12 protein-coding genes are annotated in these 24,512 nt (G+C 69.0%); 4 read left to right on the top strand and 8 right to left on the bottom strand.

The annotated features are described in order from the left end of the window. The first annotated feature begins 118 nt into the window (after positions 1-118). A complete protein-coding gene (locus tag ACZ6ZD_RS26925) occupies positions 119-2,914 on the top strand; it encodes an AfsR/SARP family transcriptional regulator (protein ID WP_465676691.1) in 2,796 nt (931 codons plus the stop codon). On the opposite strand, the gene ACZ6ZD_RS26920 is transcribed toward ACZ6ZD_RS26925, so the two are convergent. The 5 genes from ACZ6ZD_RS26920 to ACZ6ZD_RS26900 all read right to left on the bottom strand — a co-directional run bounded on the left by ACZ6ZD_RS26920 (position 2,897) and on the right by ACZ6ZD_RS26900 (position 17,612). Beyond that, the gene (locus ACZ6ZD_RS26920) at positions 2,897-6,808 is read right to left on the bottom strand and encodes an RICIN domain-containing protein (protein ID WP_465676690.1); all 3,912 of its coding nucleotides are present in this window, start codon (positions 6,806-6,808) and stop codon (positions 2,897-2,899) included. The two genes, ACZ6ZD_RS26925 and ACZ6ZD_RS26920, sit on opposite strands and share 18 nt — an antisense overlap. Beyond that, on the bottom strand, positions 6,801-13,040 hold the full coding sequence (locus tag ACZ6ZD_RS26915; RefSeq protein WP_465676689.1) for an RHS repeat domain-containing protein: 6,240 nt from the start codon (positions 13,038-13,040) through the stop codon (positions 6,801-6,803). Before ACZ6ZD_RS26915 ends, ACZ6ZD_RS26920 begins: the two co-directional genes overlap by 8 nt. Positions 13,041-13,141: 101 nt before the next feature. Further along, positions 13,142-14,134 (bottom strand): ArsR/SmtB family transcription factor, encoded by a 993-nt coding sequence (locus ACZ6ZD_RS26910; protein ID WP_465676688.1) that lies wholly within the window; start codon positions 14,132-14,134, stop codon positions 13,142-13,144. Positions 14,135-14,184: 50 nt separating this feature from the next. Next, positions 14,185-15,021 carry a glycoside hydrolase family 16 protein gene (locus ACZ6ZD_RS26905; RefSeq protein WP_465676687.1) on the bottom strand — a complete coding sequence of 279 codons (837 nt, stop codon included), beginning with the start codon at positions 15,019-15,021 and terminating at the stop codon, positions 14,185-14,187. A gap of 119 nt (positions 15,022-15,140) precedes the next feature. Next, positions 15,141-17,612, bottom strand: a complete 2,472-nt coding sequence (locus ACZ6ZD_RS26900; protein WP_465676686.1) for a glycoside hydrolase family 20 zincin-like fold domain-containing protein — start codon at positions 17,610-17,612, stop codon at positions 15,141-15,143. 152 nt (positions 17,613-17,764) lie between these two features. On the opposite strand from ACZ6ZD_RS26900, the gene ACZ6ZD_RS26895 reads away from it, so the two are divergent. Then, positions 17,765-20,089: a sialidase family protein gene (locus ACZ6ZD_RS26895; RefSeq protein WP_465676685.1), complete on the top strand. Its 2,325-nt coding sequence runs from the start codon at positions 17,765-17,767 to the stop codon at positions 20,087-20,089. A 95-nt stretch (positions 20,090-20,184) separates the two neighbouring features. Here ACZ6ZD_RS26895 and ACZ6ZD_RS26890 read toward each other — a convergent pair whose 3' ends face one another. The 3 genes from ACZ6ZD_RS26890 to ACZ6ZD_RS26880 form a co-directional block, all read right to left on the bottom strand. Further along, complete coding sequence (locus tag ACZ6ZD_RS26890) at positions 20,185-20,637, bottom strand: hypothetical protein (protein ID WP_465676684.1); 453 nt, start codon at positions 20,635-20,637, stop codon at positions 20,185-20,187. Positions 20,638-20,725: 88 nt separating this feature from the next. Next, positions 20,726-21,421 carry an anti-sigma factor gene (locus ACZ6ZD_RS26885; protein WP_465676683.1) on the bottom strand — a complete coding sequence of 232 codons (696 nt, stop codon included), beginning with the start codon at positions 21,419-21,421 and terminating at the stop codon, positions 20,726-20,728. Positions 21,422-21,575: 154 nt separating this feature from the next. Beyond that, positions 21,576-22,238 carry a fasciclin domain-containing protein gene (locus ACZ6ZD_RS26880; RefSeq protein ID WP_465676682.1) on the bottom strand — a complete coding sequence of 221 codons (663 nt, stop codon included), beginning with the start codon at positions 22,236-22,238 and terminating at the stop codon, positions 21,576-21,578. A gap of 174 nt (positions 22,239-22,412) precedes the next feature. On the opposite strand from ACZ6ZD_RS26880, the gene ACZ6ZD_RS26875 reads away from it, so the two are divergent. Both ACZ6ZD_RS26875 and trxA read left to right on the top strand, forming a co-directional pair. Next, complete coding sequence (locus tag ACZ6ZD_RS26875; RefSeq protein ID WP_465676681.1) at positions 22,413-24,173, top strand: cytochrome c biogenesis protein CcdA; 1,761 nt, start codon at positions 22,413-22,415, stop codon at positions 24,171-24,173. A gap of 12 nt (positions 24,174-24,185) precedes the next feature. Then, the gene (gene trxA, locus ACZ6ZD_RS26870) at positions 24,186-24,512 is read left to right on the top strand and encodes a thioredoxin (protein WP_465676680.1); all 327 of its coding nucleotides are present in this window, start codon (positions 24,186-24,188) and stop codon (positions 24,510-24,512) included.

The raw sequence follows: 24,512 nt of genomic DNA, 5'->3' as shown, positions 1-24,512 counted from the left end.
GGTTTCCCCCGTCCGGGATCCGCTGACGGCGACTGCCGAGGCCTTGGGGCCGGATCGAAAGCGCGTTGTTGGACCACTGACCCGTTACCGTCGAAACAGGCGGCGACGGGGGGTGCACGTGCTGGAGATCCGGCTGCTCGGTCCGATCGAGATCAGCCGGGGTGGAGAACTGGTGCGGCTGCCCGGGCGTCGGCTGGGCGCGCTGGTGACCATCCTGGCGCTGTCGGCCGATCGGCCGGTCCCGGTGGATGTGATCGCGGACCGGTTGTGGGGTGACGAGCCGCCCCGCCGGGCCAAGGAGTCGTTGCACACCTATGTCGCCCGGCTGCGGCAGCATCTTGGCGACGCTGTGCTGGAGACCCACGCCGCCGGGTACCGGCTGCGGATCGAGCCTGACCGAGTGGACGCCGTCCGGCTGGTGAATCTGGTCCGGCGGGCGCAGTCCGAGACCGATGAGGCGGCGCAGCGGACACTCCTCGAGACTGCCGCCGGGCTTTGGCGGGACGCGCCGTTCGCCGGCACCGCCGCGTCCGACTGGCTCACCTCCGGAGAGGCTGCGCGGCTCACCGAGACCTACCTGTCCGCCATTGAACAACGCATCGATCTCGACCTGGCCAACGAACGCTACGGCGGGCTGCCCACCGAACTGCAGGATCTGGTCAGCCGGCATCCCCTGCGGGAACCACTCTGGACGAGGCTGATCGCGGTTCTCCGGCTGACCGGCCGGACCGCGGAGGCGCTCGAGCGCTACGACACGGTCCGGACCCTGATCGCCGACGAGCTGGGGATTGACCCGGCGCCGGCACTCCAGCAGGAGTTCGCGCGACTGATCGCCACCAGAACCGCCCAGCCGGTCGTCACCGCGCCGCCGACCGCGGTGGAGATCGGTCCGCCGCGGCAGCTCCCACCGGACTTGCGTCGCTTCACCGGCCGGGCCGACGAACTGCGCCGGCTGGACGAGCTGCTCGACGACTCCGCCACCGATGCTCCGACGATCGTCACCATCACCGGTCCCGGTGGGATCGGCAAGACCTCACTCGCAGTCCGCTGGGCGCACCGCGTCCGGGACCGTTTCCCCGATGGTCAGTTGTTCGTCGATCTGCGCGGGTTCGCCGCCGAGACTCCACTGCCGGCCGGAGCAGCGCTGCTCGCCTTTCTTCGATCCCTGCAGGTCGCGCCGGACCAGATCCCGGCCGACACGGCCGAGCGGACGTCGCTGTTCAGGACGCTGGCCGCCGAACGGCGAATGCTCCTGCTCATCGACAACGCCCGCAACGCCGAACAGGTCCGGGCCTTGTTGCCGTCCTCAGGCAGCATGGTGGTCGTCACCAGCCGGAACCAGCTGCGATCGCTCGGGTCGACGGCCGGCGCATCCGGTCTCACGGTCGAACCGATGCCGACGACGCATGCCGTCGAGCTGCTGACTGCGGCGGTCGGAGCGGACCGCGTCGCCGCGGAGTCCACCGCTGTCGCCGAGCTGGCCGACATCTGCGGCGGTCTGCCGCTCGCGCTCGCCGTGGCCGCCGAGTCGGCCCGCAGGATGCCGCAGCGCCCGCTCACCGAACTGGTCAGCGCCCTTCGCGACGACAAGCAAGCGCTGGATGTCTTCGCGGATCCGGACGACGACCAGGGCGACCTACGGCGAGTGCTGTCCTGGTCCTATCAGGCTCTGGAGCCAGAGACCGCCCGGCTCTTCAGACTGCTCGGCCTGCTGCCGGGAATCCCCATCACCGTGCAGACGGCTAGTGCCTTGCTCGACAGCGACGTACTCGAGGCACGCCGCCGGTTGGACCAGCTGAGCGCCGGGAACCTCGTGAGCCAGACTCGGCGGGGCCTGTTCCAGTGGCACGACCTGGTACGCGTCTACGCGGCTGAGCTGACGCTGCAGCTCGACACACAAACGGAACGCCGAGCCGCCGTCGGACGAGCGGTCGAGTGGTACCTCCACAGCGTGCAGAACGCCGCGCTCGCGGCGGATACCACCGAGAGCCGCAGCTACCTCGTGTCGTCGGCTCATCAGCCGCTGACGTTCGCCGACTCAGCTGCTGCGATGGCCTGGCTCTGGACCGAGTACCCCAGCTTCACGGCATGGATCCAGCTGGCGATCGACCATGGGTTCGACGACTACGCGTGGCGCATCCCGTGGCGGCTGAACAAGTTCCTGAACCGCTCCTTCCTGGTAGCCGAGGCGGTGGAGGTCAGTGAGCTCGCCGTCGATGCTGCCGAACGCCTGGGCGAGGCGCGGCCGCGCTATCTCGCCTGGAACTGCCGCGGCGTCGCCGAGATCCGCGCGGGCCGGACCGAGGCCTCGGCGGACAGCACCCGGCGCGCGATCCAGATCGCGCAGGACTGCGGTGATGTCGCGGCCGAGGTGGGATTCCGGGCGAACCTGGCGCACGTTCTGTGGAGCGGCGGAGATCTCGACGGCGCCCTCGACGAGTTGACGCTCGCCGAAGCAGCAGCTGCACGCTTCGTCCAGCCCTCCGACGAACCGATCCCACTCCCCCGCGTCCACCTGCCGATGGCGACCGGCGCGCTGAACATCCTGCTCGGCCGGCTGACCGCCGCCGCGCCTCAGGTGGAGCTGGCCATCCGCCTGGCTCGCGCGGAGGGCAACTGGTACCTCGAAGCGCTCAACCTGGTGAACCTCGCGGAGCTCCACGAGCGACTCGACGACGATGTGAAGGCCCGTTTCTACGCCGCTGAGGCGCTCGAGCGGCTGCAGGGCCTCCGCACCCCTCGATCCAGTTTCGACGCCCTCGCCGTCCAAGCCCGGGTCGCAGCCCGAGCGAACCAGCGCGAGGAAGCCGTCGCGCTGGCCCGTCAAGCTCTCGATCACCTCCCCGAGGCCCATCCACGCGGAGACGAGCTCCGTGACCTGATCAGGTCCCTCACCTCAGTTCATGGGGGTTAGGAGCCAGCGTTGGCAGGGGCCGTTCCAGTAGGGCCAGGTGATGACGTCGGCGCCGGGTTTGTCGCTGCAGCCGGCTACGTCCATGGAGCGGCCTGAGGTGTTTTGGAGGATGCTCCAGGTGTTGTCGGCGGCTGGTTCGATGCGCCAGGCCTGGCAGTCGGCGGTGTCGTTCGGGGTGGCTGGGACGATTGGGGAGCCGGCGTTGCCGGGGCAGCCTTGGACGTCGATGTCGGTGCGGGAGTTCGGGTCGTAGAGGTGGTAGACGTCGTCGCCCTTTGGTACTAGTTGCCAGCGTTGGCAGGGGCTTGCCGGTACCCAGTCCCAGGTCCGGATGTCGGTGCTGGACGGGTTCGTGCCGCAGTCGACGATGTCCAGCACCTTGCCGCCGCGGGCCGAGGCGACGCGGTATCGGCCGCTCAGGGTCTGGCCGGTGAAGACCGGGCGCAGGATCCATTGCTGGCTGGCTTCGGCCGAGCAGGACTGCTGGACGACGGCCGCGCCGTCGCTTAGCGATGACTGGCGTACGCCGGCGCACTTCGCGCTGTGTGCGAAGCGCAGCCGCACGACCGTGTCGTAGCTGCTGCCCTCCAGGTATTCCACGGTCAGCTGCTGGTTGCCCGTGTTGGCACAGGCTGTCTGTTGCAGGGCGACGTCGTCGTCCTGCAACATCCGGTCGACGTCCAGGCACCGCGGCCTACCGTCGATCGCGGCGCCGTTCGCGTGCACCGTGTGTACCTCGAACTGGTCGATGCCGGCGACCTGCACGAGCCGGAACCGCTGCTGGAGCGTGCCGACGCATTGGTACTGCTGGAAGGCCACACCGTCGGTCTGACTCCCGTGCGGCAGGTCGAGGCACTTACTGCTGTGCCGCGCGACCAGCTCGTACGCCCGGTTGTCGATGTCGAACTTGGGCCCAGTGGTCGCGCCGACCGCCGGCTCGCGCCAGCGCGAGACCGGCGCGGCGAACGAGGACCCGTTCGACACCAGCGTGAGTACGTCCCGGCCGCCGCCATCCAAGGCGTACACGAGCGCGACGTCGCCCTTACCGTCACCGGTGTAGTCGCCGGCGTTCAACGCCGCCTTGGCCGGATCGAGTGCCCCGCGATACCACTGCGACTCGGCCAGAGTGGTCCGGTTCGACACGAACACGCGGAGGGCCAGATCGGACGGCCCGTGCTCGTACATCGCCACCACGTCGTCCAGCCCGTCGCCGTTGACGTCGGCAACGATCGGCTTGCTCTTCTCCCAGCAGTAAGCCGATCCGTCGTACACCGTGGTCGGGGTCGCGCTGAACGACGTCCCCGTGGATCTGCGGACGGTGACCTGCGTCCGGCAGTTGCCGAGGTTCACCATGTCGACCAGGTCGTCGAGACCGTCGCCGTCCAGGTCCGCGAGCAGGGGCGCACTGCGTGACCAGTCGCCGCTCGTGGTGACCCACTGCACCGGCGTTCCCAGATTGCCGCCGGGATACAGCAGCACTCGCCAGGTGCCGTTGCCGTTGTCGAGCTGGACGGCGATGTCGTCGCGCTGATCGCCGTTGACGTCACCGGATACGATCCGGGCGCCGCTCAACGGCCACCCGGCCGAGCCGGAGTACCAGACCGGGGTCGAGTTCGCGCTGTAGGCGTTCCCGTCCGACTTCAGCAGGTACGCCGCGATCCGGCGCCCGGCCTCCTCGCGGAACAACACCGTGTCGGACCGCTGGTCACCGTCGAAATCGCCCTGCACCGGCTTGGTCCGGTAGAGCGCGAACCCGCCGTTCTCCCCCGAGTCCCAGGCCAGAGTCCCGGTCTGCAACCCGCCGGGCTTGGACAGCACGTTCCAGACCGCGGTGCGTCCCCAGCCGTGGTCGAGCACCGCACTGAGGTCCGCCCGGCCGTCGCCATTGATATCGCCACGCACCCGCGGGATCACCGCACCGTTGTCCGCGGCAACGAGATCGTACGCGCGGGTGACCGGACCGGCGTTCCCGGCGCGGTCGACCGCACGGACGTACAGCCGCTGCTGCGGTACACCGGTGACCGGGTCCGGCCAGACCGTGATCGGCAGGCTGGCCACCCCGTCCGCGCCGGCCTTGACCCGAGACAGCACCCGGTCCTGCTGGGAGCCGTACAGATACTCGGCGACATCACTCTCACCGGCTCCGGGCCGGACGGTCACGATCCCGGTCGTCCGGGCCGGAACGCCCGGCTCACCGTCGGCCGGGAAGTCGGTCGAGACCACCTGCGGGACCGCCGGTGACTCGGCGTCCAGTACGAAGTAGCAACGCGGGCTCTCGGCGCCGAACTCGATCCCGTCGTCCGGGACCCCATCGTTGCTGCTGGCAACGTAGTAATACGGGACGCCGGTCGCCAGCGCCCCCGCCGGCAACTGCGGCCAGGCGAACGCAGCGCCGGACGTCGTCGCGGCCGAGCTCGACTCGTGGACGACGGAGTCATCGCTCACCCGGCGGATCGACAGCTTGGTGGTGAGGTTGTCGTTGTCGGGGTCGCTGGCGACCGCGGAGAACGACGGCGGGACCAGCCCGCTGACCACGGTCGGCGCGTCCGGCGTACCGCACGGCCGTGGCCGGGAGAAGTTCACCTTGCTCGGTGGCCTGGGAGCGTTGTTGTACCGGACCACCAGGGCCGCGGTGCCGGGGTGGAACTTCTTCCACTGGTACTTGTTGCCCTCGTCCGGCGCCCGGAGGCCGAAGGTCGCCTTCGTCGTCCGCGCCGTCGCGATCCCCTGGATCATCGTCCGGACCTTGTCGCTGGTGAAACGCATACCCATGTCCGGCTGATGACCTGTCCACGCGTTCCCGCTGGCCCGGGCCAGCTCCTCGGCCCAGTGACCGCCGGAGTTGTTCCACGTCAATGGTTGCCCGGCGTCGATTGCGCCGGTTCGCCAGAGCGCCGCGGGAGTCGGGCTGCCCGACGGCGAGTGGTCGAGCACGATGTCGAAGGCCGCCGAGACCACCTTCGACCCGGCCAGCGCGCTGGTGTCGAACTGGAAGAACGACCGGTACCGCACGGCCAGGTCCCAGGACAGTCCGACCTTCGCGCCTTCGGCCCGGTCGTAGTTCCAGTACGACTGGTTCGGCGCCATCTGGTTGACGTGGGTCCACAGCTGGTGTCCCGCCGTCCACGACGGGTCGATGTAGACCGGGAAGGCAGTCGCCGGAGCGGTGAGTAGAGCCCGATCCGGCACGACGGTCAGCCCAGCCGCCGACCGCTTGGTCGGCATCGTCGCGTGTCGCGCCGCGCTGTCCCACATCACCGCAGTATCGGCGCTGAACACCCGGCGTCCTCTGTTGTCGACGGCAACTGTCGATCCAGCCGGACCGTCCTCGATCCGCAGGCCGACGGTGGTCAGACCGAAGTCGAGCTTCGTCAGCCGCGCCGCCGCCGCGCGGTTCTTCACCACCAGGAACTGCGCGAATCCGTCCGGCTCCGCCCGGACTCCGAGGTCCACACCCGGGAAGACCTCCTGGTACGTCGCAGTCCCCTCATGCAGCACCGGCTTCGGGAGTGTGGCCGGCCAGGTGAGACCCAGCCGCGCCTCCCCATCGGTGAGGGTGACGAGCGCCCGGTCGCCGCCACCGGACAGCGTCAGCCCGGTCACGGTCGCGCCCGGTCGGATCGTGCCGTCGTCATGGCGGCGCAAGGTCGTGTCGATCGGCACCCAGCCCGTCCCCCGGCGGGCGCGGATCGGACTGGGGTGCGCCACCAGCGTGTGCAGACCGGAGGGCTCGGCGTACACCTCGGTGCTCTCGGTGCGGAGGTGCGTCAACTCGACAGGACCCGCCGCGCCGGCCGGGGCCGCAGGCCGCTCGACCGCCTCGGCGGTTCCCAGCGCGGGGACCGCCAGTAGCAGTGCGAGGACGCCGGCCACCAGACCGCGCCGCCTAGCCACCGGCACTCCCGAACCACTTGATCAGCTTCACGACCTCGACCAGGAAGCCGCCGGTCAGGATCACCTTCCAGCCTCCGCTCGTTCCGGACATGGAGCCGAAGTCCCCGCCCTTGAAGGGCTCCTTCCACTTCGACGTGCCGTCGGGGTACTTGGTCGGATGCGGATTGACCTCTTCCACGGTCTCGTTGCGCCAGTCCTCGCGCCGCGGGTTGCCCACCTGGTCCCGGACCTGCTCCCGCAGCTCCTCCAGGCGACGCTCCTGCTCGGCGCGCTGCTGCTCACGTTGCTGCGCCCGGTCCTGCTTGATCCGCTCGCCGGGATTGCCGCGGTTCGGCTTGTCCGGTTTGCCGCCCGGGCGGTTGGCTCCCCCGGGTTTGTTCCCGCCGGCCGAGGGTTTCTGCCGCGCCTGCGGCCGCGGCTTGTTCGGCTTGGGTTTGATCGACTGCGGCGGTTTGCGGACCGGCTTGCGGACCTTGTCGGCGACCTTCTTGTACCGCCAGATGATCCTGACGACCATCTTGGCCACGAACTTCACCACCCGTTTCATGACGACCTTGAGGACGGTGCGGAACACCGTCACCCACACCACGATCGCCCGCGCGGCCTCCTTCAGCACCCAGCCGAGCCAGCTCCAGACCCGATCAGCCACCCAGGTGATGACCGGGACCAGCTGCTCGATCACCATCGCCACCAGGATCGCCACGATGACGACCACCACAGCGATCAGCAGGACGCCGACCGCGACCGGGACCAGCACGACGGCGGCCCGGCCGTCGGCGTCCTCGAAGGTCACCGGGCTGTTGTTCGCGTACGCGTACGCGTTCAGCGACTGTGGTTCCTCCGGATCGACCTCCGGGTCCACCGAGATGAACCGGCCGAGCGACGGGTCGTACTCGCGGGCGCCCAGGTGGACCAATCCGGTGTCCGGGTCGGCGGTGCCGCGGTGGAATCCCTTCTGCCCGGGCCAGTCCACCGGTGCCGTGCCGCGAACGTCACCGTACGGCGTGGTCCGGCGGCGCTGCACAGTCTGACTGGCCGCGTCCACCGCGATGTTCGGCGTCCCGTGCAGGTCGGCCAGCAACCAGCTCAGCTTGCCATCCGCCCGGACCGCGACCACGTCGTCGCCGAACGTGTAGTACCGGGTGCCGCTCAGCTTGCCGTCGTTGCCGAGCCGGAGCTCGGTCTCGCCGAGGTAGAGCGTCGTCCCGCTGGAGTCGCGGCGCAGGATCCGGTTGCCGTCGCCGTCGTACACGAACGACGACCCTGTGCTGGTGGCCGCCAGTTTGCCGTCGGCGGTCCAGCTGAGCGTCTCGGTGCTTCCGCCCCTGGTCCGCGACGTCAGGTTCCCGGTGGCGTCGTAGGTGTAGTTGTTCGTCGTCGTACCCGCCGGCCCCGCAGTCGTGACGCTCTGCAGCGCGTTCGCCGAGCTGCCGACGCCGTAGCTGTAGGTGCTGGTCGTGGTGGCACCGGTCGGCGTCACCTTCTTCTCGCTCTGCCGGTTGCCGGCCTTGTCGAACGTCCAGCTGTGCCAGTACGGCGCTGGCCCACCCAGACCGGCCGCAGTCGGAGCAGCTGCGCAGTCACCTGATCCGGGCGTCCACGCGCGGGTGAGCCGACGCAGGTGGTCGTATCCGAAGCACTGGGTGTCGGTCGACTCGCCGCTGGCGGTCGACGGGGTGTCAGCGATCTTGGTGACGTTGCCCGCCGGGTCGTAGTTGTACTGCGTGTCCGAGATCCGTCGCGGTGACAGCTCCCGGTCGGTGACCACGCGGCTCAGCCTGCGGGTGCCGTACTCGTACTCGAACCGCTGCTGCACCCAGCGCCCGTTCGTCTCGCCCAGAGTGAGCGTGTCCGTCTCCTCGAACGGGGTGTAGCTGTTGTTGCGGACGTACGTCCCCAGCTCGCTACTCAAAGCCGTCGGCAGACTCTGGTCGTTGTAGGTCGTCGAGAGCGTCTCCGCGGCCAGACCGCCGACCGCGGGGAGCTTGCGGGTCGCGATCTTGCCGTCGTCGGTGTAGGTCTGCGAGACCGTGTACGTCCCGGCCAGTGCCCCTTCGGACGCCGGGAGGATCACGGACTGGCCGGTCGCACGGCCGGCATCGTCGTAGCCGCTGAACCGGGTCGTGTACGGGTTCCCGTCGACGTACCGCGTCATTGAGGTCGGGCGACCCTTCGCCAGTGTGTCGTAGGTCCACTCGATCTGCACCGGCCCGGTCGGCGATCCGCTGCGCTGCGAGGTCTTGCGACCGACGTCGTCGTACGTGAACGCGGTCGTCACGCCGCGGGCGTCGGTGCTCGAGACGATCTGGTCGGCCGCGTTGAACTGGTACCGCGTGGTGCCGCGATCCGGATCGGTCTCGGTGATCCGCCGGCCCTGGAGGTCGTACCGGTAACTCCAGACGTTGCCCCCGGCATCGGTCAGGGACGCCAGCTGGCCGAGCGCGGTGTAGGTGTACTTGGTGCTGTCGTAGGCCCCCGTCCAGCTGTCGCCCTGGTACTGGCGCACCTCGGTGAGCCGGCCACGGGCATCGGTGAGCCTCGTCGTCGGCGCCTGGCCCTGCGGCGGGTCGATACTCTGCCGGGTCGCCGTCATCTGATGGTCGGTCCGGTACTTCTCCTGGCCCTCCGACCGGAAGATCTGCGCGGACGGACGATCGGCGCCGTCCCAGACCGTGACTTCTTGTTTGGGGACGACGGCATCGTCGACGTACAGGATCTCGGTGCTCGGCGCGGCCTGGTTGAAGTACGCGCCCGACACGATGCTCTGCTTGCCCCGGCTGTCGTACCGGTAGTCGGTGACGAGGCGGCCCCCGGCCGGCGTCCCCTCCTGCGTCTGCCGGAGCCGCTGCAGGCCGTCGTACAGCTCGTAGGTCACGTCGTAGCGGCCCGCGCCGAGCCGGGCTCTGGTGACGACTGCAGACGACGCATCGCCGCGAAGCAGGTACTCGTACTCGATGTCAGCCGGGTCGGAACCGCGCGAATGGCCCGGATGCCAGACTTTCGCGGTCCGCCCGAGCGGATCGAGGGTGACCTCGGCGCGCTTGCCGTCCGGTGCGGTGGCCGCGATCTGCTCACCCCAGGCCGGCTCGAACTCCTCCGACGACTGCATGCCGTTCGGCGCGGTCTCGGTGACCTTGCTGGTCGGACCGTACTCGGGGAAGAACGCCATCCGCGCCGTCTTGTTCTCCGCGTTCGAGACGCTGGTCCGGCGTCCGTAGGCGTCGTACGTCGCCGTGAAGACCGTCTCGTACGTCGGGTTGCCGCTGCTGTCGAAGCCGGCCAGCCGCTCCCCCTTCGTGGGCAGGCCACGGGTCGGCGTCGCGGTCGGCGAGGTGTTGTTGTCGTAGTACATCCGTTCGTCGCTGAGCACCTGGTCCTTGGTGTAGGACTGGCCGCATCCGACGGCGACAGTCTGCTCGCGGCTGAGAAGCTCCTGGATGCCGGTGACCGGATTGTCCAGGTACTCGTAGCGGGTGCAGCTGTCGTCGGCTGTCGTGGCTGCGTCGTTGGCGAAGTGCTTCGACAGCAGCCGGCCCCTGGCGTCGTACTCCTGCCGGTTCGCGACCTGCAGCACTCCGCCGTCGACGGCCTGGTATTGCGTGATGCCCTTCTGGCCGGTGAGGTACGCGTACCGGGTGCCCCAGGGACGGGACTCGACCGCAGTGGGCTGCTCGGAACGCCAGTAGTCGCTGACCGTCCGGTCTACGACGGCCGATCCGTTGTAGGTGATCTGCTCACGCACCTGGCCGGAGAACTCGTCGGTGTCATCGACGGCCAGGCCGGTGGAGTCGGTCAGCTTGACGTCCCGTGCGGAGCCGTCCGCCTTCCGGTCCTCGTCCATGCCGCGGTAGTACAGCGTCTCGGTGACCGACTGCGGCTGGCTCGCAGCGCCCTTGCGCAGCCGGACGCGCTCGAACCCGCGCCACTGGTTCCAGGTGTGCTTGGTGGTGTCTGCCAGGCCGTCCTGCTCGTCGTAGTGCCAGGCCGGCGTACCGAGGTACTCAACCTTGCTGGTTACCGGGACCGGCGCGGCGGGCACGCTGGACGTCGCACTGCGGTCCAGCTCGTTCGCCTCGGTCACGACGTACTTGTGGAACCAGTCCTGGCGCTCGCCCTGGTCGGGTGGAGTCCAGCGCTGCGGATGGCACAGCCGGTCGTTGTTGGCCGGATCCGGCAGACTCGAGGCGGTGCACTGCTTGCCCGAGTAGCTGACTGCCAGGTCGCCGCCGGTGCCGTAGTGGACGGCCTGGATGCGGAACCACACCATGCTCGGCAGGTTCGGGTCGGCCGGATCGACTCGGTTGTCCAGGCCGACGCCGTCGAAGTTCGTCTCCGGCATCTGCGTCTCGCCGCCCACCTTGCCGGTCGCCGTCACGCCCTCGAGCCACAGCGCGCGCCCGCTGCCGGCGCCGTTGGTGTACTCGTGCCGAAGGGTCCAGGTCTGTACGTCGGCGAAGCCGCTGTCCCGCCAGACCTGAGTGGTGACCCTGGCGAGCCGCTTCTGCGACCAGAAGGTCGGCGTGAAGTGGTTGTTGCAGTTCGTCGTACTCGTGCAGCGCAGATCGAACGGAGTGTCCGGGTACGTCGCCGGCTGGGCCGGACCACAGTTGGCGCCCTCGCAGCGCTCGGCCAACGTGAACAACACCTTGCCGATCGGGTTCTGCGTGTAGACCTGACCGTCCCGCTGGCCGTACTCGATCCGGGTCAGGTTGCTGGCGCGGACGTAGGGGCTGACCGCGGTCGCGACCACGGCGCGGGCGTAGTTGTTGGTCTCGTTGTCGTAGTACAGGCTCATCGTGTTGCCGTGCCGGTCGACCACGTAGTCCAGGTTCCAGCGGAAGGCCTGCTGGCACCACGAGTCGGCGAAAGCGGCCCGGTTGCACTGCTCCCCCGCGTGGTTGCCGAACACCGGCATCGTCATCGCGGAGCGCGTCTCCGGCCGGCCGGCCGCCCAGCCGGGCAGCCGGTTCAGCCCGAAGTAGAACTTGGTCCCCTCCTTGGTGGTGACCCGCCAGTACTCGCCCTTCTCGGCTGCGGCGATCCCGTCGTCGCCGTTCGCGGCTCCCCACAGCTTCTCGACCACCGTGCCGTCGTCACCGCGCAACCGCCAGGTCTCCGAGGTGGAGGTCTTCGACACCAGGAACAGATCGCCGGTCTTACCGGTCATCGCCAGGCTCGCGTTCTCGCTGGCGAAGCAGAAGTCACCGGTGATCTTGGTTCCGTTGTTGCCCTTGTCCTTGGAGCAGCTCTTGAACCGGCGCTCGATGGCACCGCCGCCGGCCACGTCGAACCCCTGGCCGACCGCCGACACCTGGTTGTTCGACGACGAGGTCAGACCGTCGAGAGTGGACGACGAATACTGGAGAGCCACCGACGGCTCCGGCCCGCCGATAGCGGGCGGCGCCTCCATCGGCAGCGACCACTCGAACGCCCCCGACGGTCCTCCGACCGTCCACTTGGCCGCACCACCGGACAGGTCACCTTTCCCGTAGTCGCCGCCACCACCAGACTCGGCCGCGACCATCCGCAGCGACGAGTCGGCCGGGACCTCGGCCTGCACGGTGCCGTCGCCCCGATTGCTGCTCGCGAACGACTTGCCGGAGCGCACGTCGTACAAGCGCAACCGGCTCGCCCAGCCGCCGCCGTAGGTGTCGGCGAAGGCGGAGTAGTCCAGAGTCAGTCCGACGGTGCCCGCAGCTTTCACTCCATCGGTACGCCGGACCTCGATCGCCAGCGCGTCTGCCTGACGACCACTGATCGACACCCGGACCTTGGCCGGGCCGCTGGTCTTGCCTGTTGCCATCCAGTTCCGGGTGGCATCCGTCCCGGGAGCGATCCAGACCGGCAGGTTGCCGGCACGTTGCCTGGTGACCTTCGGGCGCCCCGACAACAGTGCGTTCCAGCGGCCGAGGCTCGTGCCGTCTCCCACCCGCGGTACGGCGACCTCCGCCGTGCCGGCCGCCGGCCACGTCAACTGCGGCGTCCGCTTCCGGCTCGCATCAGCCAGCGCCGGGTCAGCCGGGCGTGCGGCCGGCTGCGCGGTGACGCCGGGAACGGACCTGTCGCGGCGCAGGGCGATCTCGGGGTCGGAATCCGGTGCCGCGGCCGCAGCCGTCAGTCCGGCGTCCTGGCTGCCGGCGAGCAGCGCGAAACTGACCAGCGCGATCAGGCTGTTCCGGGAAAACCGGCGAAGGGTACGACGTGCGAAGGGTCGGTGGGACGGATCCGACATGATGGTTCTCCTCGCTCACGGCTTCGCCCACAGGGTGAGGTAGCCGCCACGCCGCGCGCGACGGTTTAGGCTCCGGACGAAAGGGGCCGGTACGCCGGCGCTCAGCCGCCCGGAGCACCGAACTGCTGACGAGCCGACAACAGGCACAGGCCGCGCTCGGTGATCTCGTGCCGGACCGAGGAGCCCGTCCGCCGCGTGGTGATCAAACCGGCCGACCGCAGGATGCCTGCCTGGTGGCTCGCCGAAGCGAGCGAGACCTGACAGGCCGCGGCCATCTGCGTGGTCGTGCAACCGGAGAAGGTCACCGCGAGCGCTGTGGCCCGGGTGGCGCCCAGCAGCATGCTCAGCGCGTCCCCTCCCGGACCGGGACGCGGGTCGAGGATGCCCGGCGCGTGGTCGATCGGGTAGACGAGGATCGGCGGCAACCGGGGATCGCGCAGCTTCGTGGGGACCTGCCAGCAGAACGCGGACGGCTGCAGGTGGATCCCGCGCCCGTCCAGCCGCAGGAGACGGTCACGCATTCCGAGGACCTGCAACTCCGGTGGCTCCCACCGGACGCTCGGGTGCAAGGACGACAAGAGGTCGTCGACCCCGTGGCTGATCAGCGTCCGGCCACGCCGGGCCTGATCCGCCGCGATCTGCATCCCGATCGAGCTCCAGTACGGCGCGATCGCGGTTTCGTGGTAGGCGCGGATCGCGTCGGCCAGCCGGCGCAGCGCCGGAGGCTCGCCGTCGGCCAGGGACCGGATCCAGCTCGACGGCGGCCTCCTGCCGCCGATCATGGACAACTGCTGCCGAAGCGATTGCCGCGGCGTGGACAGGACGACCTGCAGCGCGTCCTCGAAACCGGCCGGCGGCTCGGCCGGGGTGAGGAAATCAGGTGAGTAGCCGCTGGCCGGCGCGAGCTCGACCAACAGCCGCAGCTGATCCGGCGCGACCTTGGCCCGGACGTCCCGGCGCCAGTCGCCGAACACCAGCCGGCCGTCACGGTGCTGAACCATGTGCAGGCTGAGTAACAGCTCCCACATCGGCGCCGGTCCGGTGGCCAGGGTGATGCGGCGCAGGTCCTGGTCGGTGAAATGGATCCGAAGCACGGCGTTCCTCCCGCGGGGCGGCTGGGATTCGGCGACCGGTCATGTCAGGGTCAGAGGTTGTAGATTCGGACCCAATCGATATCGTAGGTCGCCGGCTGCAGGTTGGCACCGTAGAAGTTGTCCAGCTGGATGGTCAGATGGCCGGACGGCATGCACTGGATGCACTTGCGGACGCTGTTGGCGCCGCCGGAGTAGCTGAACCACTGCTTGCCGTCGATGAATCCGCGGACGTGGTTCGGCGTCCACTCCAGCGCCACGTTGTGCCACTCGGTCAGGGCCGCGCCGCAGTCCGTCTCCTTGGCGAAGATCTGCTGCGTGGCGATCCCGGCGTTGTGCGGGTAGTGCATGAAGGACTCGGCGCAGGCCTGGCCGGGTGCGCCGTTTTCGAGGAAGTCGTACTCGCCGTCCTGGGGCCAGCGGTCCGACGTCGGCCAGATGATCAGCAACGGGTGGTACTGCCGGCCGTTGTTGGTTCCCTGCGGCGTCGAGCGGATGCGTGCCTCCCACCGGCCGTACTGCTTGTCGACCTTGGAGGCGAGCCACGCCGAGTCACCGTTCGCGAGCCCGGTCTGGCGGAGGAAGCCGTTCGCGACAGCAGACTTGGAGGCGCAGCGCCTGCCGTTCCCGGCGTGGCCCGGCCAGCACTCACCGGCCTGGTGCCACTTCGAGCTGTCCGGCGCGCCGGTGTAGTCGAACTCGTCCGATCCGGCCAGCGGGGTACCCCAGCCGAACGTCGCTGCCGCCGTCACGCCGTCGGCGCTGACAGCGTCCGGCCCCGGCTCTGCCGCCGTGACCGAACTGGCCGAGACAGAGCCCGCGACCAGCAGCGCGGCCGCGGTCAATCCACCCGTCAGCGCCACGATCTTCTTCCGTGTGTTGCGTAACATCGATCCTCCTGAACAGCTTCGGCGGTGTACCGAACGCAGCTGACGTTCAGTACAGTCCCGGGCACCCTGTGTGCCCGGACGTTGGCATGAACAGGCCAGGCCTGCGGAGCCCGGCGGCCTCAGGCCGGGATGTCGCCCGGCCAGTCGTCGGCGACGAGGCGGCGGCTGACCGAGTCCCAGAAGCGGTGGCCGAGCCGACCGTCATCCGCCCGGAAGTACACGTGCTGCTGGTTGCCGACTGCGTACCCGGTCGGATTGGCGCTGACCACTCCGGGCGTCGTCCACGTGTCTCGGGCGGGCGGTTGCGCCATTCCCGGCGTACTGAACCAGTGCCTGAGGGACGCGTCCGGGCCGCGGCCGAAGACGTGCTGCTCGGCGCCGAACACATAGGCGACCGGATCGCCGGTCAGCTCGCCACCCCAGTCCTGCTGCAGCAGCCGGTTGTCGGAGCGGTCATGGAAGTAGTGCGTCAGCTTCCCGGCGCTGCTGCGGAAGTAGACATGGATCTGGTCGCCGATGGCATATCCGGACAGCCCGCTCGCTACGACGCCACTAGGCCCCCAGGTCTCGCGTTGGGGTGAGCTGGTCTGCCGCGGGGTGTACCACCAGTGCCGGACGGCGCCGTCCGGTCCCGCGCCGAACACGTGCAGCTCGTCCAGAAAGGTGATGGCGATGGGTGCGCCGATGAGTTCGCCGCCCCAGCTCTCGGACACCACGGCGCCGGACGAACGATCCCGGAACCGGTGCTCCAGTGCGCCGGCCGAACTACGGTAGAAGACGTGCTGCTGGTCGAAATAGGCACAGCCGGCCGGGTCCGAGTGCACCGTCCCGGCGCCGGCTCCCAAGTTGCTCAGGCGCGGGAGCTCGTCGAGCTGACCAGGTACGCCGGTCCAGTGCGCCAGCGAGTTGTCGGAGAGCCGCGCGAAGACGTGGTGCTCTTCGCCGTGCCGAAAGCCGATCGGCTGCCCGGAGACGACGGGGCCGGGCCAGTGCTCGGCGACCAAGGCCTCGCGGTACCGCCAATGCAGTACACCGCCAACCGGTCCCGCGGCTGCGAGAACGTGTTGCTCGCCCGGCTTCACGAAGGCGCGGCCAGGCAGGCCGGCAGCGTCGGACAACCAGTAGCCGGTGCCCGGAGCGTGGCCGGTCCTCCCCACGAGGGGCGCGAAATCGACGTACCGCGCGGCCTGCTTCGGGGAGCCCCAGGTGACCTGGGCCAGTGATCGCAGCGGGGCGAACAAGGTCGTCCCGATCTCGGCCTCGCCGATCGTCGTACCGGCCGGAATCCAGACGTGAGCCTTCGCACCGAGCAGACCAGGATGGTCGTCGGCCACCGCACTGCCGTGGAACGCACCGACCCTGAACTGCTCGTAGACCACCGCCGGGTCCAGGACGCTCGGACCGCCGACGTCGTAGTACAGCTGCTTGAGGTGGCAGTTCTGCACCTGGTACCCGGCGGCCAGCAGGTCTGCCGCGGAGCGGCCGGAGTCCAGCCAGTGCTCGATCTGGACGTTCGCGGAGATCGGGACGACGGCGTTCGGGTACATCCCGTCGTTCCAGATCCGCAGTGTGCGGCCCTGCGCGCGAACCGTGTCGTTGACCAGGTTGATGAATCCGTACACGGTGTCGCGAGCCGTCGCGGCGGGCCCGTAGCGCTGCCGGGCGTACGTCGTGAGCTGCGGATAGTCCTCGTAGCGTCCGCCGATCATGTACTCGTCCGCACCGGTGTGCCAGTACGGCGACTCGATCGCCGGCACCAGCTGTGAGAGCTTGCCCTGGGCCCAGTCGTAACCCGCCTGGATCGACAGGTCCAGGCTCTGCGGCCGGTCGGGGATGCCGCGCGCCGGGTTGCCCTTGAGGTAGGGCCGGCCCGGGACTCCGTCCAGGTGGCCGGGCATGTTGAACTGCGGCACCACGGTCACGTGGTAACGGCGGGCGAACTCGGCCACGGCCGCCATTTCACCGGCCGGGGCCTTCGGGTAGCCGACGTACAGCCAGAGCAGGTTGAGCTTGAGGTAGGCCAGCTCGCGGATCTGATCCTGCCACCAGCGGCTGCTGAACTGCTTGTTCTCGTTGGCGATCAGCAGGCCCCGCTCGGCGTACCGCGGCCAGTCGCGAATGATGCCCGCGGCAACCGTCGACGAGGCTCGGAGGAGCTGCAGCACGGTCCGCGTGCCGTAGAACGCTCCCTTGGCGGTCCGGGCCTCGATCCGGATCGCGTTACCGATCGTCATCCGGTATCCCTCGTCTCCGAGACCGGCGTCATCCGTCGTCAGGGAAACGAAGATGTCGCCGGACGCCGGCGCCGCCAGCTGCACCGGGCTCAGCCTGCGGCCGCAGACCTCCATCAGGTCGTCGCTGAAGGTGGCGGCCGTCGTACTCAAGCCGCTCGCGGTGGCGATGTCGACGACCAGCCTCGTCGTCGATCCGAACCGGAAGCTGCCCGTGCCCGGCGTCCAGCTCTGTACGGCCGGAATCGTCGGCAACGACGCCGCCGACGGCAACCGCGCCTCCGTCAGCCGGCCGATCATCGGACCGACGGCGACCGCGCCGATCGAGCCCAGCACGGTACGGCGGTTCAGCTCGGTCATCGTGATCACCCCTTGGTGGTCGGCTTGTGGCGACATCTCACCGTCAATCGACCGTGGACCGCAGCCCCTTCGAATCCAGACGAAACCCTGGCCCGCCCGCGTCGGGTTCGATCACACTCGCAGCGAACGCCCGAGCCGGAGGTAGCCGCCCGATGAGTACTGCGCGTCCGCGATCGTCACTTTGTCTGCTGGTCCTCGTCGCCTTGGTGTGCACGCTGCTCCAGCAGTGGACCCCGGCCGTGGCTGGGGTGACCGCCACATCGGTACGGACTTTCGAGACCGAAACCGTCGGCCAGGTCGCGACCGGGTGCGTGACGCCGTCCGGCAAGGCGGCAGCAACTGTCACCGGGGCACGCGGGCACACCGGGACACGGTCGCTGTGGATCAACGACAGATCCGCCGCTGTGCAGACCGTCATCCAGTGTCCGTTCGCGCCTCAGCGCGGGCTGGACTTGCGCGTGGCCGTCCAGCCCGTGAGCCTCGCGAACGGATTCACCATCTCGCTCCTCAGCCAGGCTCGGCCGGCCTTCCATCTCGGCGTCTTCGCGGACGGCGCCGTCCACTGGTACGACGGGGCGCGGTGGACCGTACTGGCGCCGGCTGGGACAGTTGCGCTGGGCAACTGGAACCTGCTTCGTCTGCAGGTTCCCACCGACCAGCAGTCGGTCTCCGTCTCGGTCGGCGATCAGGTGGTCGGCACCGGCCGGTCTGCCGGCGCGGGCGACCTCAGCGGGTATCAGTTCGCCAGCTACGGTACGGCGACCCAAGGCGACGAGGTCTACTTCGACGACGTGGCGGTCGACGAGTCCCGGGGATTCGAGACCGAGCCGGTCGGCAGCGTGCCGACGGGTTGCACGACGCCGCCGGGCAAGTCGGCCGCGACAGTGAGCGAGGCGAAAGCTCACGAAGGCCGGCGATCACTGCTCGTCGACGACCGGTCGACGTCCACGCAGACCATCGTCGCCTGCCCGGTCGTCCCGCAGCGCGGCATCGATCTCGAGTTCGCCGTCCATCCCATGCGGCTGACCAACGGTTTCTCGTTCGCCTTGCTGGGCGCACTCGACGGCGTCGCCGGGGAGCCTCGGGTGGTCTACCAGGTCGCGGTGTTCGCCGACGGGTCGGTCCGGTGGTTCGACTGGCTCGGCTGGACGACCCTGACTCCGCCGGGCACGGTCCCGATCGGCAGCTGGAGCACGCTCCGGCTTCAGGTCGCGCCGGATCAGGAACGAGCGCAGGTGCTGGTCAACGGGTCCGCTGTCGGCGTACTGGGGCCGGTCGGGGTGCGTGCGGTCGGCTCGATCACCGGCTACCAGTTCGCGAGTTTCGGTACGGCGACGGCAGGCGACCAGCTCTACGTCGACGACCTGACGCCGGGCGCCGCCGTCCAACTCCCTCCGGTCGGCGGGTCAGACCTGCAGGTCGGACCGGATGTGACCGTCGAGCAGACCGCAGGATCGTTCCTCCAGATGCCGCACTCGGCGGTCTCGATCCCCGGGGCCGTACCCGAGATCCTGACGACGTACGCCGCGCACGGCGACGCCAGCGGAGCCGTCGGAACCCGCCTGTCGGCCAGCACCGACGTAGGGCGGACGTGGCAGCGCCAGGATGCGCGCAACCCCTTCACCAACGAGCAGTCCTTCAACTTCACCCGGCTCCGCAACGGCGACCTGATGGCGATGCTCTACCACACCTTCATGACGCCGTCCTCGCAGAACCGGAAAGCCGACGTGGTGACGGCGATCTCGCGCGATCAGGGCCGCAGCTGGACGCACCGCACCGGAACCATGACCAGCCCACAACCGATGCGTCCGATCGACCCGCACTCCAGCCGGCCCGGCCGAACGATGGGCGGCTTCGTCCTGGTGCACAACGCCGTCGAGGATCCCGACGGCACGCTTTACCAATCCGCCTACGGCTACCTCGAGGGCGACGCCAAGTACCGGCAGATCCTGCTGGCCTCCACCGATCGCGGCGTCAACTGGACCATCCGGGCGACGATTGCCGTCAACCCTGCCCTGTCCAGCGATCCACGCTACGAAGGCTTTGACGAGGCAGCGATCGAACGCGTCGCCGACGGCTCCCTGCTCGCGGTGATGCGCACCGGCAGCTTCCAGCCGATGTACGTGTCCCGCTCCATCGACAACGGATTCAACTGGACCACCCCCACTCCCCTCCGCGCCGGCCCCGACGCCCGCACCGTCACCGGCATCTACCCGACCCTCCTCACCCTGCCGACCGGCAAACTCGTCCTGTCCATCGGCCGCCCCGGCCAATCCCTCCTCATCTCCCACGACGGCACCGGCGCCACCTGGACGGACCCGATCACGATCGACTACCGCAACTCGGGCAACGGAACGATCGTGGCAACCGGCCCCAACCAGCTCGTCGCCTTCGGAGACCGCGGCGCCGACTGGGCGCCGGTCCGCCCCGCAGTCCCCCGCATCTGGTCCCGAACCATCAACCTCACCGGCGACTGACGCGCCGGCGTGTGTTCGAGCATCTCGACGACCGCCTTGACGACGACGTCCGGGCGATCAATCGCTCGTCGAGCAGGCCCCGGGGGTAGCGGCTGTTAGATGCTTGCGGGCTCGGGTTTGAGGGTGGCGAGGCGGCGTAGTTCGGAGGAGAGGAGCTCGGCTGTGGTGGTGGCGGGGAGGCGGAGGAGATCGGCGACTTGGCGGTAGGTGAGGTTGCCGCATTGGGTTAGGGCAAGGGCTACCTGGCGTTGGTGGGGGACGCCGGTGTGGTCGGTGCGCGAGCAGCGGCGGTGGACTCGGCGGGCTAGTTCGCGCCGTAGGTCTGGGGCCGGCATTGGTACTGCCATTGCGGTCGCTGGGAAGGCGGCGGCGATCACTTCGACGACGGCGGCCTGGGCTGCGTCTTGGTTACGCAGCATGGCTGTTGCGAGGGCGACCAAGGGGCCGCCGTGGTCGGTGCAGACCTTGAGTGCGGCCGGAGCGGAATCGCTCGGGTCGCGGCCGTGCGCGACGGCAGTCTGGATTCCCCGCACCCGCATTTTGAGCATGAGTCGCGTCTCCTTCGCACCGCCCGGCCACCGAGAGTACATCGCTGACTACCTGGGGTCTCAGGTGGGGAGGGTGTTGCGAGGTCGTTCAGGTGAGGGGGACGGACGCGGTCACCGGGAGAGTGGGCTCGCGCGAGCCGCCTCTTGGCTCGACCGTCAGGCTGAAAGTCGAGGCCGCCGCGACTCCGCCGGTGATGATTCTGACCATTTCGCCACTCGCGACGCCGATCGATCGGGCGGCGCCGGCGGCGTCGAGTAGCCACAGCTGGTAGCTCTGGCCCGCGGGCAACGCGTGCATGTCGCGCAGGATGACGACCGCGGCATCTCGGCGCGCTGACCTGACAACTGTGGCTTGGCCGCCACCTGCGACGGACCCGTGCAGCGTGCTGGCGTCGGGCTCGGCCAGCACCGCGGTCACCTGGTCGGTGGTCGTCCGGGCGACGACCACGGCGTGATGGCTGGTGAGAGCGGCCGCGGCGCTACCGGCGATGACCAGCGTCGCCGCGGCCAAGGCGAACATCGAACGCAAGCGCCGGCGCGATCCGCGGGACGCCGGCTGCTGACGCGTCCGCGAGACCTTCGCCAGGACGACGGACTTGAGCCGGCGGGGTGGATGGGTGGCGACCTGGACGGCGAGTTTGACCGCGGCCTCGCGTAGTTCGTCGACCTCGGTGGAGCACGACGAACAGAACTGGAGGTGTCGAGCGAATGCTGCCCGATCGGGCTCGGGGAGCGCGTCGAGGACATACGGCCCGGTCAGCGCGTGGACGTCGAGGGTGGTCATGTGCTCATCACCTCCGGTCGAGTCTCTGAATCCGAGCGACAGTTGACGCCGGGTGACGCCTCCATGGAAGAGGCGCCACCCGGGCCGGAGCGGCGTCATCAGGTCGTGTCAGCCCGATGACGCCACTCCCCTGGACACCCGCCGAAGGGGATCGTCAGGCCTTCGGGGGCATCAGGACGGTGTCGATCAGGTAGACCGTGGCGTTGGCGGTCTTGACGCCGCCGCAGACGACGTTGGCGTCGTTGACCTTGAGGGCGTCGCCGGAGCCGGTGACGGTGACGTCCTGCTTCTCGACGGTGGTCTGCTTACCGACGACGGCGGTCGGGTCGAGCTGGCCCGGGACGACGTGGTAGGTCAGGATCTTGGTCAGCAGAGCGTCGTCCTTCTTCAGGACCTCGATGGTCTTGGCGTCGATCTTCGCGAACGCGGTGTCGACCGGGGCGAAGACGGTGAACTCGCCGCCGTTCAGGGTCGAGACGAGGTTGACCTTCGGGTTCAGCTGGCCGGACACGGCCGCGACCAGGGTCTTGAGCAGCGGGTTGCCCGAGGCAGCGGTGGCCAGCGGCGCGGCGGCCATGCCGTCGATCGAGCCGGCGCCGTCCGGGTTGGCCTTCGCGTAGTCGGCGCAGCCCGGGCCGACGAGGCCGGCGGCGTTGTCCATGGACGGCGCGCTCGACGGGGCGCTGGTCGGGGCGGACGTCGGCTGCGAAGCGGGGGCGTCGCCGGAGTTGCTGTCGCCACCGCCACAGGCCGCGGTCGCCAGGATCAGGGCCATCGAAGCTGCGGCGAGGCCGACGCGAGCGAAGTTCTTGGGCATGACGATCTCTTTCCTGGGGAGAAGTCCGTGAGCGAGGGTCGCTCACACCAAGCACTTCGCCGCTGCCGGAGCCCCGGATGGGTCCGGATCAGAAAAACTTTTCGACCCATCCGCACCGCCGTCCAGGACCGAAGAACCGTTGTCCTGCTCATGTTCCAGTCCTGGAGACTCCTGATGCTCACACTGGCCTTCATCGGATTGGTCGGCGGTCTGATCACCGGGGTCTCACCCTGTGTCCTGCCGATGCTGCCGATCATCTTCTTCGCCGGCACCGCCGGGAAGAAGGACCCCGTCCCCGCCAAGCAGCCCCGCGCGGACGGCGACGTCCTGGTCGAAGAGGTCGAGATCGCCAAGCCCCGCAGGGACTTCCGGCCACTCAAGATCATCGCCGGGATCGTCGTCAGCTTCAGCGTCTTCACGCTGGCCGGATCGGTGATCCTGTCCGCGCTCGGCCTGCCGGACAGCTTCCTGCGCTGGGGCGGCCTGACGATCCTGACCCTGGTCGGCCTCGGCCTGATATTCCCCGCGCTCGGCCACTGGATCGAGAAGCCGTTCTACCGGCTGCCCAAGATCAACCGGAACAACAACGGCGCTTTCGTCCTCGGGCTGGGCCTCGGCACCCTGTACGTCCCGTGCGCCGGCCCGGTGCTGGCCGCGATCACGGTCGCGGGCGCCACGGGGAACGTCGGCTGGCGGACGATCGTCCTGACGGTGTCGTTCGCGATCGGCGCCGCCCTGCCGCTGCTGATCTTCGCCTCGGCCGGCTCCCGGATCTCCCAGCGGGTCAAGGCCTACCGCGATCACCAGCGCGGCTTCCGGATCGGCGGCGGGATCGTGATGATCCTGCTCGCGATCGCGCTGGCCTTCAACATCACCGACGTGATCCAGCGCTCGCTGCCGTCGTACACCAGCGGCCTGGAGAAGAAGGTCGCCGAGAACAAGACCGTCCAGGGCGTCCTCGCCCCGGCGCTCGGCAAGGGCGGGCAGGAGCTGGCCAAATGTACGCCGGGCGCCGCCGAACTGGCCACGTGCGGCGCGGCGCCGGAGTTCACCGGCACGCAGAAGTGGTTCAACACCCCCGGCGGTAAGCCGACGACGATCGCCGAGCTGAAGGGCAAGGTCGTCCTGGTCGACTTCTGGGCCTACTCCTGTATCAACTGCCAGCGCGCCACCCCGCACCTGCTCGCCTGGGACAAGGCCTACAAGTCCCTCGGGCTGGAGATCGTCGGCATCCACTCCCCGGAGTTCGCCTTCGAGAAGAGCGCCGGCAACGTCGAGGCCGCCATCCGCAAGGAAGGCATCACCTACCCGGTCGGCCAGGACAACAACCTCGCCACCTGGACCGAGTACCGCAACCAGTACTGGCCGGCGAAGTACCTGATCGATGCCGAGGGCACCGTCCGGGCGATCAAGTTCGGCGAGGGCAGCTACGGACAGGTCGAGAACCAGATCCGCCAGCTGCTCAAGGACGCCGACCCGAACGTCCAGCTCCCCTCCCCCGTCGACGGCACCGTCCAGGCCGACTCCGTCGGCGCCAAGGGCACCACCCCGGAGACCTACCTGGGCTACTCCCGCTCGACCAACCTGCAAGGCACCGGCAAGCTCACCCCGAACAAGACCGTTGCCTTCGGCCTCAACCCCGCACAGCCCGACGACACCTTCAGCCTCGGCGGCTCCTGGCAGGTCGGCACCCAGAGCGTCACCTCGACCAAAGCCTCACAGTCCCGCCTGAACTTCAACGCCGCCAAGGTCTTCCACGTCCTGTCCGGCGAAGGAACCGTCACCGTCTCCATCCCCGGCCTGCCCGACAAGACCGTCAAGGTCTCCGGCACCCCCAACGCCTACCAACTGGTCGACCTCCCCAGCCAGCAACGCCACACCATGACCGTGACCTACAGCCCCGGCCTCTCGGCCTTCACCTACAGCTTCGGCTGAGGAGGCAACCCCATGAGCAACCACCTGACCCCCGTGACGGACGCCGACTTCGACGACGTCGTCCTCCGCAGCGACCGCCCCGTCGTCGTCGACTTCTGGGCCGAATGGTGCGGCCCCTGCAAACAGGTCACCCCCATCCTCGAAGCCCTCGCAACCGAATACGCCGGCCAACTCACCTTCGTCAAACTCAACATCGACGAAAACCCCGAAACCCCGGCCAGATACGGCGTCATCAGCATCCCGACCATCAACATCTACCGCGACGGCGAACTCGCCAAATCCATCGTCGGCGCCAAACCCAGAGCCGCCCTCCTCAAAGACCTCCAACCCTTCACCTGA

The sequence above is a fragment of the Kribbella sp. NPDC104218 genome (assembly GCF_055584105.1).
This window is presented reverse-complemented; position numbering and strand designations above follow the sequence as displayed.